The 16,754-nt window shown below is 77.7% G+C and carries 2 protein-coding genes; both read right to left on the bottom strand.

Going from position 1 to position 16,754, the window contains the following annotated elements:
- Positions 1 to 14: 14 nt before the first annotated feature.
- Complete coding sequence (locus ACQPZO_RS09655) at positions 15 to 1,589, bottom strand: bifunctional 3-(3-hydroxy-phenyl)propionate/3-hydroxycinnamic acid hydroxylase (protein ID WP_433348935.1); 1,575 nt, start codon at positions 1,587 to 1,589, stop codon at positions 15 to 17.
- Between the two features lie 84 nt (positions 1,590 to 1,673).
- A complete protein-coding gene (locus tag ACQPZO_RS09650; protein WP_433348933.1) occupies positions 1,674 to 16,592 on the bottom strand; it encodes an SDR family NAD(P)-dependent oxidoreductase in 14,919 nt (4,972 codons plus the stop codon).
- Positions 16,593 to 16,754: the final 162 nt, after the last annotated feature.

Raw genomic sequence — 16,754 nt, 5'->3', positions numbered from 1 at the left:
GGGTCGGCTGCTGATCAGCCGCGCCCGACCTGCTGACGCAGGTCGTCGACGAGAGCGGGCACGGCGGCCGGGTCGGCCGCCGTGCCGAAGACGTAGAAGTCGGGCCGGACGAGCACCGCTGCCGCGTCGTGCCGCTTCAGGTGGGACAGGTAGACGTCGTCGAGGTCCTCGACCGTCGTCCCGGCACCGGCCGCGGGGGCGGGGGCGCCGGCGGGGACGACCCGCACCAGCCGGGCGCCGAGGGAGTCCAGGAACGCCCGGGCGTCAGCGTCGAGCAGTTCCGCGGGATCCCCGGCGCAGATCAGGGCGAAGCCGGTGCCGACGACGTCGTCGAAGAGCCCGGTGCGGCCGTCGACCTCGACGTGGCCCTGCGGCATCGGCTCGCCGGCGCCGGGGCCGACGGAACCGTCCGGCCGGTGCAGCACGCCGCTGACCAGGGCCTCCAGCAGGGACCGGGTCCGGGCGCGGGTGGTACGGCGGCGCAGCTCGGCCAGCATGATCGAGTCCCGGCCGGCCGCGGCGGTGCGGTCCGTCTCGCAGATCACCGTTCCGGAGTCCATCGACATCCGGATGGCGTGCTGCACGTGCGCGCAGCGTTCCTGCTGGTACGTGTCGAGCAGCGCCTCGTCGGACAGCCCCCGGTGCACCAGGTCCAGCTTCCAGGCGAGGTTGAGCGCGTCGCGGAACCCGGAGCTCATCCCCTGCCCCATGAACGGGGGCATCACGTGCGCCGCGTCGCCGGCGAGGAGGATCCGGCCGGAGCGCCACCGGTCGGCGGAGCACGCCTGGGTGGTGTAGACGCCGTACCGCTCCAGCGTGGCGTTGTCCGGGGTGATGTCGAAGAGCCCGAGCAGCCGCCAGACGCTGTCGACGCTCTCGAACTCCTCCCGGCTCTCGCCGGGCACCCGCATGAACTCCCACCGCCGGTGCCCGGGGCCGGCGGACACGGCGGTGCGGGGCCGGGCCGGGTCGCAGACCTGGAGGTTGTTGGGCTTGAACTCGCGGTCGTCGTTCGGCACCACGTCACAGACCAGCCAGTCGTGGGTGAAGCCGAGGTCGTCCACGGTGCTGCCGAGGTGTTCCCGGACGAAGCTGTTGGCGCCGTCGCAGCCCACCACCCAGCGGGCCGCCCGGACCTGCGGGCCCTCCGGCCCGTCGATGGTGACCTCGACCCGGTCCTCGTGCTCGGTCAGCGCCGTCACCACGTACGGGCGCAGCACGGTGACCCCGGGCAGCTCCGTGCCCCGCTCGGCGAGCACCGCCTCCAGGCCGGGCTGGTAGAAGGAGACCGAGTCGGGCCAGCCCATCGGCCCGTCGCCGGCGACCTTGACGTGCAGCAGGGTCCGGCCGAAGCCGTTGCGGAACGTGTACTCCCCGGACGACTCGACGACCGGGCCGAGGCGGTCGGCGACCCCGGCGGCGGCCAGGATCCGGCTCGCCTCGCCGTCGTAGGAGACGGCGCGCGGGAAGTTGTACGGGGTCTCCCACCGTTCGACCGCCGTGACGGTGAGCCCTCGCTGCGCCAGCAGGATCGTGAGCATCTCGCCCACCGGGCCGTAGCCCACGATCAGGACGTCGGTCATCAGCATCGGTATCGGTTCCTCGCGTGGGGGTCGGGTGTCGGGGCGGGGACTCCGGCCGGTCGGCGGAACGGGCGGGCCGCCGGCCGGTCGTCAGAGGCCGAGTTCGGAGTCGATGAGGTCGAAGATCTCGTCGTCGCTGGCGCCGTCGATGTCCAGGTCGGGGCCGAGGTCTCCCCCCGGCCCGGTGCGCATGGTCCGCCACTTGGCCATCAGCACCTCCAGCCGGGAGCCGATCTGGGCGTGCAGCTCCGCCTCCAGGGTCGCCTCGGCCAGCGACCGTTCCAGGTTCTCCAGGTCGGTGAGGACCGGCGGCAGCGCCGGGCCGCTGTCCGGGACGAGCTGGGCGAGCAGGTAGCCGGCCAGCGCGGTCGGGTCGGGATAGTCGAAGATCAGCGTGGCGGGCAGCCGCAGGCCGGTCGCCTCGCCGAGCCGGTTGCGCAGCTCGACGGCGGTCAGCGAGTCGAAGCCGATCTGGCTGAACGCCCGGTCGGGGGCGACCGCCGCCCGGCTGCCGTGCCCCAGCACGCTCGCCGCCTGCTCGCGCACCAGGTCGACGAGCAGGCCGGGGCGGTCGTCGACGGGCAGCGCCGCCAGCTCGTCGGCGAGGGTCCGGCCGCCCGTCGCCGGGGTGGCCGACCGGGCGCTGCGCCGCTCCCGCCGCACCAGCCCGCGCAGCAGGGCCGGGGGTCGGGCGACCCGCTCGGTGAGGGCGGCGACGTCGATGCGGGTCGGCACCAGCACCGGCTCGGCCGTCCGCAGCGCCGCGTCGAACAGGGCCATCCCCAGGGCCGAGGGGATGGCGAGCTGCCCGTCGCGGGCGGTGATCCGGGGGTCGGCGCGGTCCAGCTTCGCGGTCATCTCGCTGGCCTCCTCCCACAGTCCCCAGGCCAGCGACCGGCCGGGCAGTCCGGCGGCGCGCCGGGCCTGCGCGAGGGCGTCGAGGAACGCGTTGGCGGCGGCGTAGTTGCCCTGGCCGGGCACGCCGAACACTCCGGCCCCGGAGGAGAACAGCACGAACCCGGCCAGGTCGAGGTGGCGGGTGAGTTCGTGCAGGTGCCAGGCCGCGTCGAGCTTGGGCGCGAAGACGGTGTCGACGCGTTCCGGGGTGAGGGCGGTGACCACCCCGTCGTCGAGCACCCCGGCGAGGTGCACGACGGCGGTCAGCGGGTGCCGGGGCGGCACCGCGTCCAGCACCCGGACCAGGCTGTCCCGGTCGGCCACGTCGGCGGCGGCGAGGGTGACGTCGACGCCCAGCGCGCGCAGCTCGTCGGCCGCGTCGGCCGCACCCGGCGCGGCTGCGCCGCGCCGGCTGACCAGCAGCAGCCGCCGCGCGCCGTGGGTCTCGACGAGCCGGCGGGCGACGAGCCGGCCCAGGGTGCCGGTGCCGCCGGTGAGCAGCACGGTGCCGTCGAGGTCCCACGGGCGGGGCGTGGTGAGCACCACCTTGCCGACGTGCCGGGCCTGGCTGACGTACCGGAACGCCTCCGGCGCCTGGCGCACGTCCCAGACCTGGGTGGGCAGCGGGGCGAGCGTGCCCTGTTCGAAGAGCCCGAGCAGGTCGACGAGCATCCGCTGGAGTTCGTCGGGGTCGGACAGGGTCAGGTCGAACGCCGTGTAGTCGACGCCCGGGTGGTCGGCCGCGACCGTCTGCGGGTCGCGGATGTCGGTCTTGCCCATCTCGACGAACCGGCCGCCGCGCGGCAGCAGCCGCAGCGACGCGTCGACGAACTCGCGGGCCAGCGAGTCCAGCACCACGTCGACGCCCCGGCCGCCGGTGGCGGCGCGGAACCGGGCCTCGAAGTCGAGGGTGCGCGACGACGCCAGGTGGTCGTCGTCGAGGCCGAGCGCGCGCAGCGCGTCCCACTTGGCGGGGCTGGCGGTGGCGTACACCTCGGCGCCGAGGTGGCGGGCGAGCTGCACGGCGGCCATGCCGACCCCACCGGCGGCGGCGTGCACCAGCACGGACTCGCCGCGGCGGAGCCCGGCCAGGTTCACCAGCCCGTGGTACGCGGTCAGGAACACCACGGGCACGGAGGCGGCCTGCACGTACGACCAGCCGGCCGGCATCGGGGCGAGCAGCCGGCGGTCGGTGACGGCGAGCGGCCCGAAGCAGCCGACGAACACCCCGAACACGGCGTCGCCGGGGCGCAGGTCGGTGACCTCGGCGCCCACCTCGACCACCTCGCCCGCGCCCTCGCCGCCGAGCGGCCCGGCGTCACCCGGGTAGAGCCCGAGCGCGTTGAGCACGTCGCGGAAGTTCAGGCCGGCGGCGCGGACGCGGACCCGCACGTCGAGAGGGCCGAGGACGGCGTCGGCGGCGTCCGTCGGGACCAGGGTGAGGTTCTCCAGGCTGCCGCGCACCGGCGCGTCCAGCCGCCAGGCGGGCGCGGCGGGCGGGGTGAGTTCGCCCGTCGAGCCGGCACGCGCCAGCCGGGGGACGTACCCGACGCCGCCGCGCAGCGCCGCCTGCGGCTCGCCGGCCGCGAGCACGGCGGCGAGCTGGTCGGCCCCGATCCCGTCCCGGTCGACGTCGACGATCACCAGCCGGTCGGGGTGCTCCGACTGGGCCGAGCGGACCAGGCCCCACGCCGCGGCGGCGGCCGGATCGACCAGTTCGGCGGTGCTGTGCACGGCGACCGCTCCGCGGGTGACCAGCACCAGCCGGGCCGCCGCCCAGCGCGGCTCGGTGAGCCAGCGCCGGACCAGCTCGAGGGCCCGGACGGTGGCGTGTCGGGCCGCCTCGGGCGCGGGCGCGGCGGGTGCGGTGTGCAGCGGCGCGAGGACCGCCGAGGGCAGGTCGAGGCCCGCGTCGACGGCGGCGGCGAGGGCGTCCAGCCCGGGATGTCCGGCGAAGCCGTCGAGGCTGGCCGGCCCGGCGAGGCCCTCGCTGCCGGGGGTGCCGTGGGTGAGCGCCACGGCGGTGACCGGCGGGGCGTCGTCGGCGGGCGGCAGGGGGGTCCAGTCGAGGCGGAACAGGGCGTCCCGGGTGGCCCGGTCGTCGGTGCGGGTCAGCTCGCCGGCGGCGATCGGCCGCATCGTCAGGGCGTCCACGTCGGCGACCGGAGCGCCCGTCGGGTCGGCGACGGTCAACGCGACGGCGTACGGGGCGACCTGGGTGAGGCGGACCCGCAGCGCGGTGGCGCCGGAGGCGTGCAGGGTGACGCCGTTCCAGGCGAACGGCAGCAGCAGCTGCCCCGCACCGGCCTCGGCGAGCCCGCCGAAGTGCGCGGCGTGCAGGGCGGCGTCGAACAGGGCCGGGTGCAGGCCGTACCGGTCGGCGTCGGCGCGCTGCGCGGCGGGCAGCTCCACGTCGGCGTACACCTCGTCGCCGCTGGTCCACACGGCGCGCAGCCCCTGGAACGCCGGCCCGTACGCGTACCCGTCGGCGGCGAGCCCGGCGTAGAAGCCGGACAGGTCGACGGGCCGGGCGTGCGGCGGCGGCCACTCAACCAGCTCCCCCGCCGCGTCCGACCCGGCGGACCGGTCGGCGGACAGGGTGGCGCTGGCGTGCCGGGTCCACGGCGCGTCGGCCGGTCCGCCGGCGGGCCGGGAGTGCAGGGTGGCCGCGCGGCGGCCGTCGTCGTCGGCCGGGCCGAGGGCCACCTGGACCTGGGTGGCGCCGTCGGCCGGCAGGGCCAGCGGGGCCTCGATGACCAGCTCGTCGAGGACGGGACAGCCGACCTCGTCGCCGGCCCGCAGGCAGAGTTCCACCAGGCCGGTGCCGGGCACCAGCACCGCGTCCAGCACCCGGTGGTCGGCCAGCCAGGGCTGGGCGGCGGCCGAGAGCCGGCCGGTGAACAGGTGCCCCTTCGCCTCGGCCAGCGCCACGGACGCGCCGAGCAGCGGGTGCCCGGCGGTGTCCAGGCCGGCCGCGCCGACGTCGCCGGGGCCGGCGCTCGGCCGGGGCCAGTAGCGGCGGTGGGCGAACGCGTACGTGGGCAGGTCGACGTGCCGGCCGCCGGCCAGGGCGGGCTGCCAGTCCACGCCGACGCCGCGCACGTGGAGCTGGGCCACCGAGAGCAGGAACCTGCCCCGGTCGCCCTGGTCGCGCTGCACCGAGCCGACGACCACGGCGGTGCCGTCGCCGTCGGCGAGGGTCTCGGAGATGCCCACGGTGAGCACCGGGTGGGGGCTGCACTCGACGTACGTGTCGTGGCCCTGGGCGGCCAGCTCCAGCACCGCCCGGTGCAGCTCGACCGGCTGGCGCAGGTTGCGGTACCAGTAGTCGGGGCCCATCTCCTCGCCGTCGAGCCAGCGCAGGTCGGTGGTGGAGAACAGCGGCACGGCGGCCGGGCCGGGGGCGATGCCGGCCAGCAGCTCGGCCAGCTCGTCGCGGATCCGCTCCACCTGGGCGGAGTGGGAGGCGTAGTCCACGGCGATCCGGCGGACCCGGGCCTGCTCGGCGGCCAGCTCGGCGAGGAGCCCCTCCACGGCGGCCTCCTCGCCGGAGACCACCACGGCGGCCGGGCCGTTGACGGCGGCCACCGCCACCCGGTCGCCGTACCGGGCAGCCCGCTCGCGGACCACGTCGGCGGGCAGCGCCACGGAGGCCATCGTCCCGTGCCCGGCCAGGGCCCGGATCGCGCGGCTGCGCAGCGCCACCACCCGGGCGGCGTCGGGCAGCGAGAGCACCCCGGCGACGCAGGCGGCGGCGATCTCGCCCTGCGAGTGGCCGACCACGGCGTCGGGTCGCACGCCGTACGAGCGCCACAGCTCGGCCAGCGACACCATCATCGCGAACAGGGCCGGCTGCACCACGTCGACCTGGTCGAGGCTCGGCGCGTCGGGGGCCTGGCGCAGCACGTCCAGCAGCGACCAGTTCAGGTACGGCCGCAGCGCGGCGTCGCAGGCGGCCATCCGCTCGGCGAACACGGGGGCCTGGTCGAGCAGCTCCAGTCCCATGCCGAGCCACTGGGAGCCCTGGCCGGGGAAGACGAAGACGACCCTGCCGGTGGTCCCGGCCTCGCCGCGGACCAGTTCGGGGGCGGGCCGGCCGTCGGCGAGCGCGTCGAGGGCGGCGGCGATCCGGTCCGGGTCTCCGCCGACGAGCACCGCCCGGGAGTCGAACGCGGCCCGGGTGGTGGCCAGCGACCAGGCCACGTCGAGCGGGCGCTGGTCGGGCCGTCCGGCCAGGTGGTCCCGCAGCCGGCGGGCCTGCCCGGCCAGCGCCTCGGGGGTACGCGCGGACAGCAGCCACGGCAGCGCCCCGGGGTCCCCGGTCAGGTCGGCGGTGGACTCCGACGCCCCGATCGGCTCCGGCGCGGGCACGGACTCGACGACGACGTGGGCGTTGGTGCCGCTGATGCCGAACGAGGACACCCCGGCCCGGGCGGGCCGGTCGGCGCGGGGCCACGGGCGGGCCTCGGTGAGCAGCTCCACCGAGCCGGAGTCCCAGTCGACGCGGGAGGTGCGCCGCTCGGCGTGCAGGGTGCGGGGCAGCCGCCCGTGCCGCATGGCGAGGACCATCTTGAGCACCCCGGCAACGCCGGCCGCGGCCTGGGTGTGGCCGAGGTTGGACTTGACGGAGCCGAGCAGCAGCGGCGGGGCGTCGGCGGGACGCTGCCCGTACGTGGCGAGGATCGCCTCGGCCTCGATCGGGTCGCCGAGCGCGGTGCCGGTGCCGTGCGCCTCGACGGCGTCCACGTCGGCGGGGGTGAGCCCGGCGGCACCCAGCGCGGCCCGGATCACCCGCTCCTGGGACGGCCCGTTCGGGGCGGTCAGCCCATTGGACGCGCCGTCCTGGTTGACGGCGGTGCCGCGGACCAGCGCGAGGACGGGATGGCCCCGGCGGCGGGCGTCGGACAGGCGCTCCACCACCAGCATCCCGACGCCCTCGGACATGCCGAACCCGTCGGCGTCCTCGGCGAACGGCTTGCACCGGCCGTCGGCGGCGAGGCCGCGCTGGCGGCTGAACCCGGTCAGCCCGGCCGGGCTGGACAGCACCGACACGCCACCGGCCAGGGCCAGGTCGCAGTCGCCCTGGCGCAGTGCCTGGGCGGCCAGGTGCAGCGCCACCAGGGACGCCGAGCAGGCCGTGTCGACGGTGACCGCCGGCCCCTCCAGCCCGAGGGAGTACGCGATCCGGCCGGACAGCACGCTGCCGGCGGTGCCGGTGAGCAGGTGTCCCTCGTCGGCGATGGTCTCCCCGTCGTCGGCGACGGCACCCGGGGCGATCTGGTCGGCGTAGTCCTGGCCGTGGGTGCCGGCGAACACGCCGGTGCGGCTGCCGCGCAGCGTCCCCGGGTCGATGCCGGCGCCCTCCAGCGCCTCCCAGGAGGTCTCCAGCAGCAGTCGGTGCTGCGGGTCCATGGCCAGGGCCTCGCGGGGGCTGATGCCGAAGAACGCGGCGTCGAAGTCGGCGATGCCGGTGAGGAATCCGCCGGAGCGCACGTACGTCCGCCCGGGGGTGCCGTGGACGGGGTCGTACAGGTCGGGCCAGCCCCGGTCGGTGGGCAGGTCGCCGATGACGTCGCCGCCGCCGTCGAGCAGCCGCCACAGCTCGTCCGGTGAGCCGATGCCGCCGGGGAACCGGCAGGCCATGGCGACGATCGCGACGGGTTCGTCGAGGGCGACGGTGCTCGCGTCGGCGACCTCGGTGGCGGCGGTGCCGAGCAGCCGGGCGTGCAGGTGCGCGGCGAGCAGCTCCGGGGTGGGGTGGTTGAACACGGCGTGCGGGGCGAGCCGGACGCCGGTGACGGCGGAAAGCCGGTTGCTCAGCTCCACGGCCATCAGCGAGTCGAAGCCGAGTTCCTTGAACGGGCGGCGCGGCTCGACCTGCTCCGGGCCGGCGTGCCCGACGACCGTGGCGCTGCGGGCGCGGACCAGATTCAGCAGCAGGGCGGCCCGCTCCGGCTCGCCGAGCCCGGCCAGCCGGTCGGCGAACCCGGCGGCGGACGCGGGGGCGGGGTCGGCGTTGACGGCCCGGCGGCGCAGCGGCGGGGGCAGCAGCGCCCGAAGCAGGGCGGGCACCTCCCCGGAGGCCCGGACGGCGGCCAGGTCCAGCCCGATCGGCACCAGCGCGGGCCGGTCGGAGTGCAGGGCGGCGTCGAACAGGGCCAGTCCGGCGGCGGTGTCCAGGGGGCGGGTGCCGCCCCGGGCGAGGCGGGCCCGGTCGGCGGGGGTGAGCCGGCCGGCCATCCCGGCCTCCTCGGCCCACAGGCCCCAGGCCAGGGCGGTGGCGGGCAGTCCGTGGGCGCGGCGGTGCCCGGCGAGCGCGTCGAGGAACGCGTTGCCGGCGGCGTAGTTGCCCTGGCCGGGGCTGCCGAAGGTGGCCGACGCCGAGGAGAACAGCACGAACGCGGCCAGGTCGAGGCCGGCGGTCAGCTCGTGCAGGTGCCACGCGCCGTGCACCTTGGACCGCAGGGCCCGCTCCCAGCGGGCCGCGTCGAGGCCGGTGAGCAGGGCGTCGTCGGTGACCCCGGCGGCGTGCACGACGGCCACGAGGCGGTCGGCGAGCGGGGCGACCACCTCGGCGAGCGCGGCCCGGTCGGCGACGTCGGCGGCGACCACCCGGACGGTCACCCCGGCGTCGGTGAGCGCGGTCATCCAGCCGGCGTACCGGCCGGCGCGGCTGAGCAGCACCAGTTCGGTGACGCCGTGCGCGGTGGCGAGGTGGGTGGCGACGTGCCGGCCGACGCCGCCGGTGCCGCCGGTGACGAGCACGGTGCCGCCGGCCAGCGCCGGCAGGGGCCCGGCGGCGGGGTGCTCGACGGGGCGGAGCCGGGGCAGCAGGGCCCGGCCGTCGCGGACGGCCACCTCGGGCTCGTCGGGGCCGGCGGACAGGGCCACCCGGACGGCCGCGTCGTCGCCCGCGTCGAGGCTGAGCAGCAGGAACCGGTCGGGATGCTCGGCCTGGGCGACCCGGACCAGCCCGGCGACCGGGGCGTGCACCGGGTCGCCGTCGCGCACGGCGAGGGCGAGCCGGGTGGTCTCGGCGCGCGGGTCGTCCAGCCAGCGCCGCAGCACGGCGAGGGTGTCGAGGCCGACGGCGTGCGCCCGGTCGGGCACCGGCCGTCCCGGGTCGCCGTCGCCGACCCGCAGCACCAGCACCGGCGGCAGCGGCCCGTCCGGGGGGCTGCCGTCGGCGAGGGTCCAGGTGGGCACCGGCGTGGCCGGGGCGGCGGCGGGCAACCGGTCGACGGCGTACAGGCCGGCGGGGGCGGCCGGCGGGGGCGGGCCGTCGGCGGGCTGCGGCGTCACGACGCGCAGCACCACCCGGTCGACGTCGAGCACCGACGCCCCGGAGTCGTCGACGGCGCTGAGGGTGACCGCGTCGGCCCCGGCGGGGGCGAGGCAGACCCGCAGCGCGTGGGCTCCGGTGGCGCGCAGGCGCACCCCGGCCCAGTCGACGGCCATCGGCCGCGCGGCGGGACCGGCGGCCCCGTCGGCTCCGACTCCGGCGTCCGCTCCGGCGGTGGCGAAGTCGGCGAGCGGGAGCAGCCGCAGGGCCGCGTCCAGCACCAGCGGGTGCACGCCGTACCGGTCGGCGTCGGAGTCCCGGGCGTCCTCGGGCAGGCGTACGTCGACGAAGAGCCGGTCGGCGGCGACCCACGCGCCCCGGGCCAGCTCGCCGGCGAGTGCCCGGTGCTCCGGGGCTTCCAGGTCCACGGGGCGGGCGCCGGTGGGGGGCCACGCCGGTACGGCGGTGACCGGGCCGGCGGCGGGGTCTGCCGGGGCGAGCACCGCCTCGGCGACCTCCCGCCACGGCTGGCCGTCGGCGGCCCGTACGTGGCAGCGTGCCACCCGACGCAGGTGCTCGTCCGGCCCGGCGACGATGACCTGCACGTCGATGGTCAGTTCGGCGGGCAGCGGCACCGGCTCGGGGACCCGCAGCCGCGCCACGGTGGGCAGGTCGAGGAGTTCGCCGAGGTGGGTGAGCAGGTCCAGCAGGGCGGTGGCGGGCAGCAGTGGTACGCCGTCGGCGGGCGCGGCCAGCCACGGGTGGGTGGCCGCGGCGATCCGGCCGGTGCAGACGACCTGCCCGGTGCCGGCGACCGGCAGCACCGTGCCGAGCAGCGGATGCCCCGCGTCGGTCAGCCCGACGTCTGCCGGGCCGCCGGCCACCGCCGAGTAGGGCAGCCAGTAGTGCCGGCGCTGGAAGGCGTACGTGGGCAGCTCGACCCGGCGGTGCGGGCCGGGGCCGGCGAGCGCGGCCGGGTCCACGGCGGCGCCGCGCACGTGCAGCCGCGCCACGGCGGCCAGCAGCGCGTCCGGCTCGTCGTCGACGGTCCGCACGGCGGGGACGAAGGCCAGCTCGTCGGCGTCGGCGGCGAGGCAGTCCTGGGCCATGGCGGTGAGCACGCCGCCGGGCCCGACCTCCAGGAACGTGCTGATCCCCTGCCGGTGCAGGGCGCGCATCCCGTCGAGGAAGCGGACGGTGCCGCGCACGTGCGCCACCCAGTAGTCGGGCGAGCAGAGCCGGGCCGGGTCGACCGGCCCGCCGGTCAGGTTGGACACCACCGGCAGGTGCGGGGTGCGGTAGGTGAGGCCGGCGGCCACCGCGCGGAACGCGTCGAGCATCGGCTCCATACGCGGCGAGTGGAACGCGTGCGACACCCGAAGCCGGCTGGTCCGCCGGCCGGCGGCGCGCAGGGTGGCCGCGACGGCCAGCACGGCGTCGGCGTCACCGGAGAGGACCACGCTGGTCGGCCCGTTGACGGCGGCCAGCCCGACCCGGTCGGTGAGGTGGGGGGCCACCTCGGCCTCGCCGGCCTCGACGGCGACCATCGCGCCCCCGTCGGGGAGCTGCTGCATCAGCCGGGCCCGGGCGGCGACCAGTGCCGCCGCGTCGGCGAGGGAGAACACCCCGGCGACGTGCGCGGCGGTCAGCTCGCCGACGGAGTGGCCGAGCACCGCGTCGGGGCGCACGCCCCAGGACTCCAGCAGCCGGTACAGCGCCACTTCGAACGCGAACAGGGCCGGCTGGGTGTACAGGGTCTGGTCGAGCAGGCCGGCCAGTTCCCCGCCGGCCTCGGCGAGGGTGACGTCCGCGACGGGGTGCGGGGCGTGGCCGGCGAGGGCGCGGTCGAGTTCGGCGCAGGCCGCGTCGAACGCGTCGGCGAAGACCGGGTACGCCGCGCGCAGTCCCCGGCCCATGCCGGGGCGCTGGCCGCCCTGCCCGCCGAAGAGCAGGCCGAGCTGGCCGTCGACGACCCGGCCGGTCAGCACGCCGACGGTGTCGGGGTCCGCGTCGCCCCGGGTCAGCGCGGTCAGCCCGGACCGGGTGGCGGCCGGGTCGCCGGCCAGCACCACGGCCCGGTGTTCCAGGGCGGCGCGGGTGGTGGCCAGGGCGTGCCCGACGTCGGCCGGGTCGGCGTCCGCGCCGGGGCCGTCGAGCCAGCCCAGCAGGCGGGCCGCCTGGTCGCGCAGGGCCTCGCCGGTGGCACCGGAGAGCAGCCACGGCACCGGGCCGCAGCGGTCTCCGGCGGCGCTCGACGCAAGCTCCCCGGCCGGGTACGCGACGGACACGGGCTCCCCGGTCGAGCGGGCGACGGACGCGGGCTCCGGGTCGGCGGGGGGTGCCTCGACGATGACGTGGGCGTTGGTGCCGCTGATGCCGAACGACGAGATGCCGGCCCGCCGGGGCCGGTCCACCGCCGGCCAGGGGCAGGCCTCGGTGAGCAGCTCGACCGCGCCGGCGGACCAGTCCACCTCGGACGTCGGGGCGTCCACGTGCAGGGTGGCCGGCAGTGTCCCGTGCCGCATGGCCAGCACCATCTTGATCACCCCGGCTGCGCCGGCGGCGGCCTGGGTGTGGCCGAGGTTGGACTTCAGCGAGCCCAGCCGCAGCGGGGCGGCGTCGCCCCGGCCCGCACCGTACGTGGCGAGCAGCGCCTGCGCCTCGATCGGGTCGCCGAGCCGGGTGCCGGTGCCGTGCGCCTCGACGGCGTCCACGTCGGCGGCGGTGAGCCCGGCGGCGGCCAGCGCCCGGCGGATCACCCGCTCCTGGGCGGGCCCGTTGGGGGCGGTGAGCCCGTTGGACGCGCCGTCGGAGTTGATCGCGCTGCCGCGCAGCACGGCGAGGACGGGGTGCCCGTTGCGGCGGGCGTCGGAGAGGCGTTCCAGCAGCAGCACGGCGACGCCCTCGGACCAGCCGGTGCCGTCGGCGCCCTCGGCGAACGCCTTGCACCGGCCGTCGGGGGCGAGCCCGCGCTGCCGGCTGAACTCGACGAACGCCTGCGGAGTGCCCATCACCGCCACGCCGCCGGCCACCGCGAGGGTGCAGTCCCCGGCGCGCAGCGCCTGAGCGGCCAGGTGCAACGACACCAGCGACGACGAGCAGGCGGTGTCGACGGTGACGGCGGGGCCCTCCAGCCCGAGCGCGTACGCGACCCGGCCGGTGACCACGCTGCCGGCGGTGCCGACGCCGAGGTACCCCTCGGTGCCGGGTGGGGCCTGGCGCAGGTTGGCGGCGTAGTCGTGGTGCATGACGCCGGCGAAGACGCCGGTGGCGCTGCCGCGCAGCGAGGTCGGGTCGATACCGGCCCGCTCGAACAGCTCCCAGGAGGTCTCCAGCAGCAGCCGCTGCTGCGGGTCCATCGCCAGCGCCTCGCGGGGGCTGATCGCGAACAGGGCGGCGTCGAAGTCCGCCGCGTCGGGCAGGAACCCGCCGACCCGCACGTACGAGGTGCCGGGCTGGTCGGGGTCGTCGGAGAACAGGTGGGCGAGGTCCCAGCCCCGCTCGGCTGGGAACCCGGTAAGCCCTTCCCGGCCCTGGGCGACGAGGTCCCACAGCTCCTCGGGGGAGGCGACCCCGCCGGGCAGCCGGCAGGCCATGGCGACGACGACCACCGGGTCGTCCGACGGGGCCCCGCCGGCCGGTCCGCCCGGGGCGGCGGCGGCCGGGGTGGCACCCCGCAGCCGGGCGGCGAGGTGCCGGGCGAGGGCGTCCGGGCTCGGGTGGTCGAAGGCAGCGGTGGCGGAGAGCCGTACCCCGGTGGCGCGGGCCAGCCGGTCGCGCAGCGCGACCGCGCCGACGGAGGTGAAGCCGAGTTCCTTGAAGGCCCGACCCGGGCGGACCGCGCCCGGACCGGGCAGGCCGGCGACCTCGGCGGTGGCGGCGCGCACCAGGTCGAGCAGGAGCCGGTTGCCCTCCACGGTGGTCAGCGCGGTTACCCGGCGGCGCAGCTCGGCGGCGTCCCGCTCGTCGGCCGGGTCGGTCCCGGCGGGGCCCCGCCAGGCGGGGTGCGCGGCGGCGGCCGGGTGGGCGAGCAGGACGAGGTCGTCGCCGTCGTGCGCGACGTCGAACGCGGCGAGGTCGATCCGGGCGGTGTCGCTCGCCGCGCGGTCCGGGCCGGCCGCCGTGCCGACCATCCGGGCGGGCAGGCCGGCCGCGCGGCGGCGGGCGACCAGGGTGTGCAGGGCGCCGACGGCAGCCGCCGCCCGCTCCCGGTCGGCTCCGCCGAGCAGCGGGGCCGCCGGGACGAGAACGGTGAACGCGGTGACGGCGGCGTGCCGGGCGTGGGCGTCCAGCGCCTCGGCGAGGGCGACCAGCCGCGCGGCCCCGGCGGGGTCGGCGAGGTCGGCGTCGGACGGGCAGAGGAAGACCGCGCCGACCGGCTCGTCGCCGGCGGGGGGCGCGGCGGCGTCGGCCCGGTGCCGGCCGGCGCCGGAGCGGCGCTGCACGGTGACCGTCGCGCCGGCCGCGGTCAGCTCCGCGACCAGCTCGACCAGGGCGGCGTCGTCCGGGGAGCCGGCGGGCAGCAGCACCAGCCGGCCGGCGCCGTGCGCGCCGACCAGGTGCCGGGCCAGCGCCGCGCCGGTCGGGGTGTCGGCCCCGGCGACCAGGGCCGGGGCTGCCGGGTCGACGACCCGCGCCGGCCGCGCGGGGGTCCGCGCGGGGGCCGGCCCGAGGACCGGGTGCCGGGCCGCGCCGGCGCGCAGCGCCACCTGCGCGGCGCCGGCATCCACGGCGGCGGGCAGCAGGGCCAGCGAGTGGGCGTCGGCGTCGACCAGCACGACCCGGCCCGGGTACGCGGCCTGGAGGCAGCGGCCCACCGCCCAGGCGACGGCGGCGGCCGGGACGAGGTCCGGGTCGTCGGCCAGCTCCGGGGTGGACGCGTCCACTGCTCCGGTGGTCAGCAGCACCAGCCGGGCGGCGGCGGACCGGTCGTCGTCGAGCCGGTCGCGCAGCCGGTCGGCGAGGCCCACCACGGCACCGGGGTCGGCGAGGTCCACCGGGGCGGCGTCGGCGAGCAGCAGCGTCACGTCCGGCACGTCCGGGTCCCGGCGCAGGGCGGCGAGGTCGGGGTACGCGTCGAACCGGTCCCCCGCCGACGCCGCACGCAGCGGCTCGACCAGCGCCTCGCCGCCCGGGCCGACGACCGCCCAGCGGCGTGCCGGCGCGGGGCCGGCCGGGTCCGCAGCCGGGTCCACCGTCTCGGCGGGAGCGGCCGGCGGCACGGCGGTCAGGTCCAGCGGTCGCCAGGTCACGGTGCTCAGCGGGTCGTGGTGGCTGCCGTTGACGGCGCGCAGCCGGGCCGGCCGGTCCAGCAGCCGCCGCCGGGTGACCTTCCCGGAGGCGGTGCGCGGCACCTGGCCGATCTCGTACAGCTCGTCGGGCACCTTGTAGTAGGAGAGCCGCTCCCGGCAGGCCGCGTACCCGGCGGCGGGGTCGAAGCCCTCCGGCCCGGGGACGACGAACGCCACCGGCACCTCGCCGAGCACCTCGTGCGGCCGGCCGGTGACGGCCACGTCGGCGACGCCGGGCACCGAGCGCAGCGCCTCCTCCACCTCCGACGGGTGGATCTTCTCCCCGCCCCGGATGATCAGCTCCTGGTGCCGGCCGGTGACGAACAGGTTGCCGTCGACGTCCCGGCGGGCCAGGTCACCGGTGCGGTACCAGCCGTCGCGCAGCGCGGCGGCGGTGACGTCGGGCAGGCCGTGGTACCCGAGCATCACGCTCGGCCCGCGTACCCACACCTCGCCCTCGGCGTCGACCGGGACGTCCACTCCGGTCTGCGGGCTGACCAGGCGCACCTCGACGCCGGGCACGGGCTTTCCGCAGGAGCCCTCGACCCGGGGCGAGTCCGGCCGGGTGATGGCGATCGAACCGCAGGTCTCGGTGCTGCCGTACGCGTCGAGCAGCGGCGCGTCGAACACCTCGTCGAACGCCCGGCGCAGTGCGCCCGTGGTGATCGCCCCGCCCACCAGGCACATCCGCAGGGCCGGGGCCCGGAAACCGGTGTCCCGGGCGGCGGCGACCAGGTGGTGGTACATGGCCGGCACCCCGGCCAGCACGGTCGCCGCGTCGGAGTCGACGGCGCGCAGCACGTCCTCGGCGGAGAACCCGTCGATGAGCCGGGCGGTGGCGCCCACGGCGGTCACGCTCAGCACGCAGCCGATGTGGGAGAGGCTGTGGAACAGCGGCAGCGGCCACACTACCCGGTCGTCGGGGGTCAGGCCGGGGATCGGCACGTAGCAGGAGGCGACCGACCACAGGCAGGTGCGCTGGGTGGACAGCACGCCCTTGGGCCGGCCGGTGGTGCCGGAGGTGTAGAGCATCCAGGCGACCTCGTCGAGGCCCAGGTCGTCCCGGGCGTCGACGGCGGGCTCGGCGTCGGCCAGGTCCCGCCAGGCGGCGACGCCGTCGGGCGCCGGGTCGTCCCCGATGACCCAGACCCGCAGGTCGGGGCGGTCCGCGCGCAGCCGTACGAGCTGGTCGAGGTGTTCCGGGCCGACGACCACCAGCACCGCGCCGGAGTCGTCGAGCAGGTGGGCCAGCTCCGCGTCGGTGCTGCGCGGGTTCAGCGGTACGCCCACCGCGGCGGCCCGGGTGACGGCGAGCCAGGTCTCCACCGTCTCCACCCGGTTGCCGAGGCAGAAGGCCACCCGCGCGCCGCGCCCGACCCCGGCCGCCGCCAGGTGCCCGGCGAGCCGACGGGTCCGCGCCTCCAGGTCGGCGTACCCGACCGCGCGGCGGTCGTCGCGGAAAGCGGCCTTGTCCCCGAACCTGTCGGCGTGGGCCCTCAGCAGATCGGGCAACGGCTGGACCAGGTCGCTCCGAAGCATGTCACCACATTCCGTCCGTCGGCGAGACTCCTCGTCCGCGGCGTAGACCTCGCTCGCCGTAACGGCCCAAGTCTTCCGAGCGCCCTGCCGACGACCTACCCCTGTCGCCCCCTAAGTCGTCCCCAGTTCCAGGGCCGATCAGCTGGCGGGACGCGCCGCGGG

It is taken from the genome of Micromonospora sp. CA-111912 (assembly GCF_050948415.1).
Taxonomy (GTDB): domain Bacteria; phylum Actinomycetota; class Actinomycetes; order Mycobacteriales; family Micromonosporaceae; genus Micromonospora.
The sequence above is the reverse complement of the archived record's forward strand: the minus strand, read 5'-3'. Positions and strand labels throughout refer to the sequence as shown.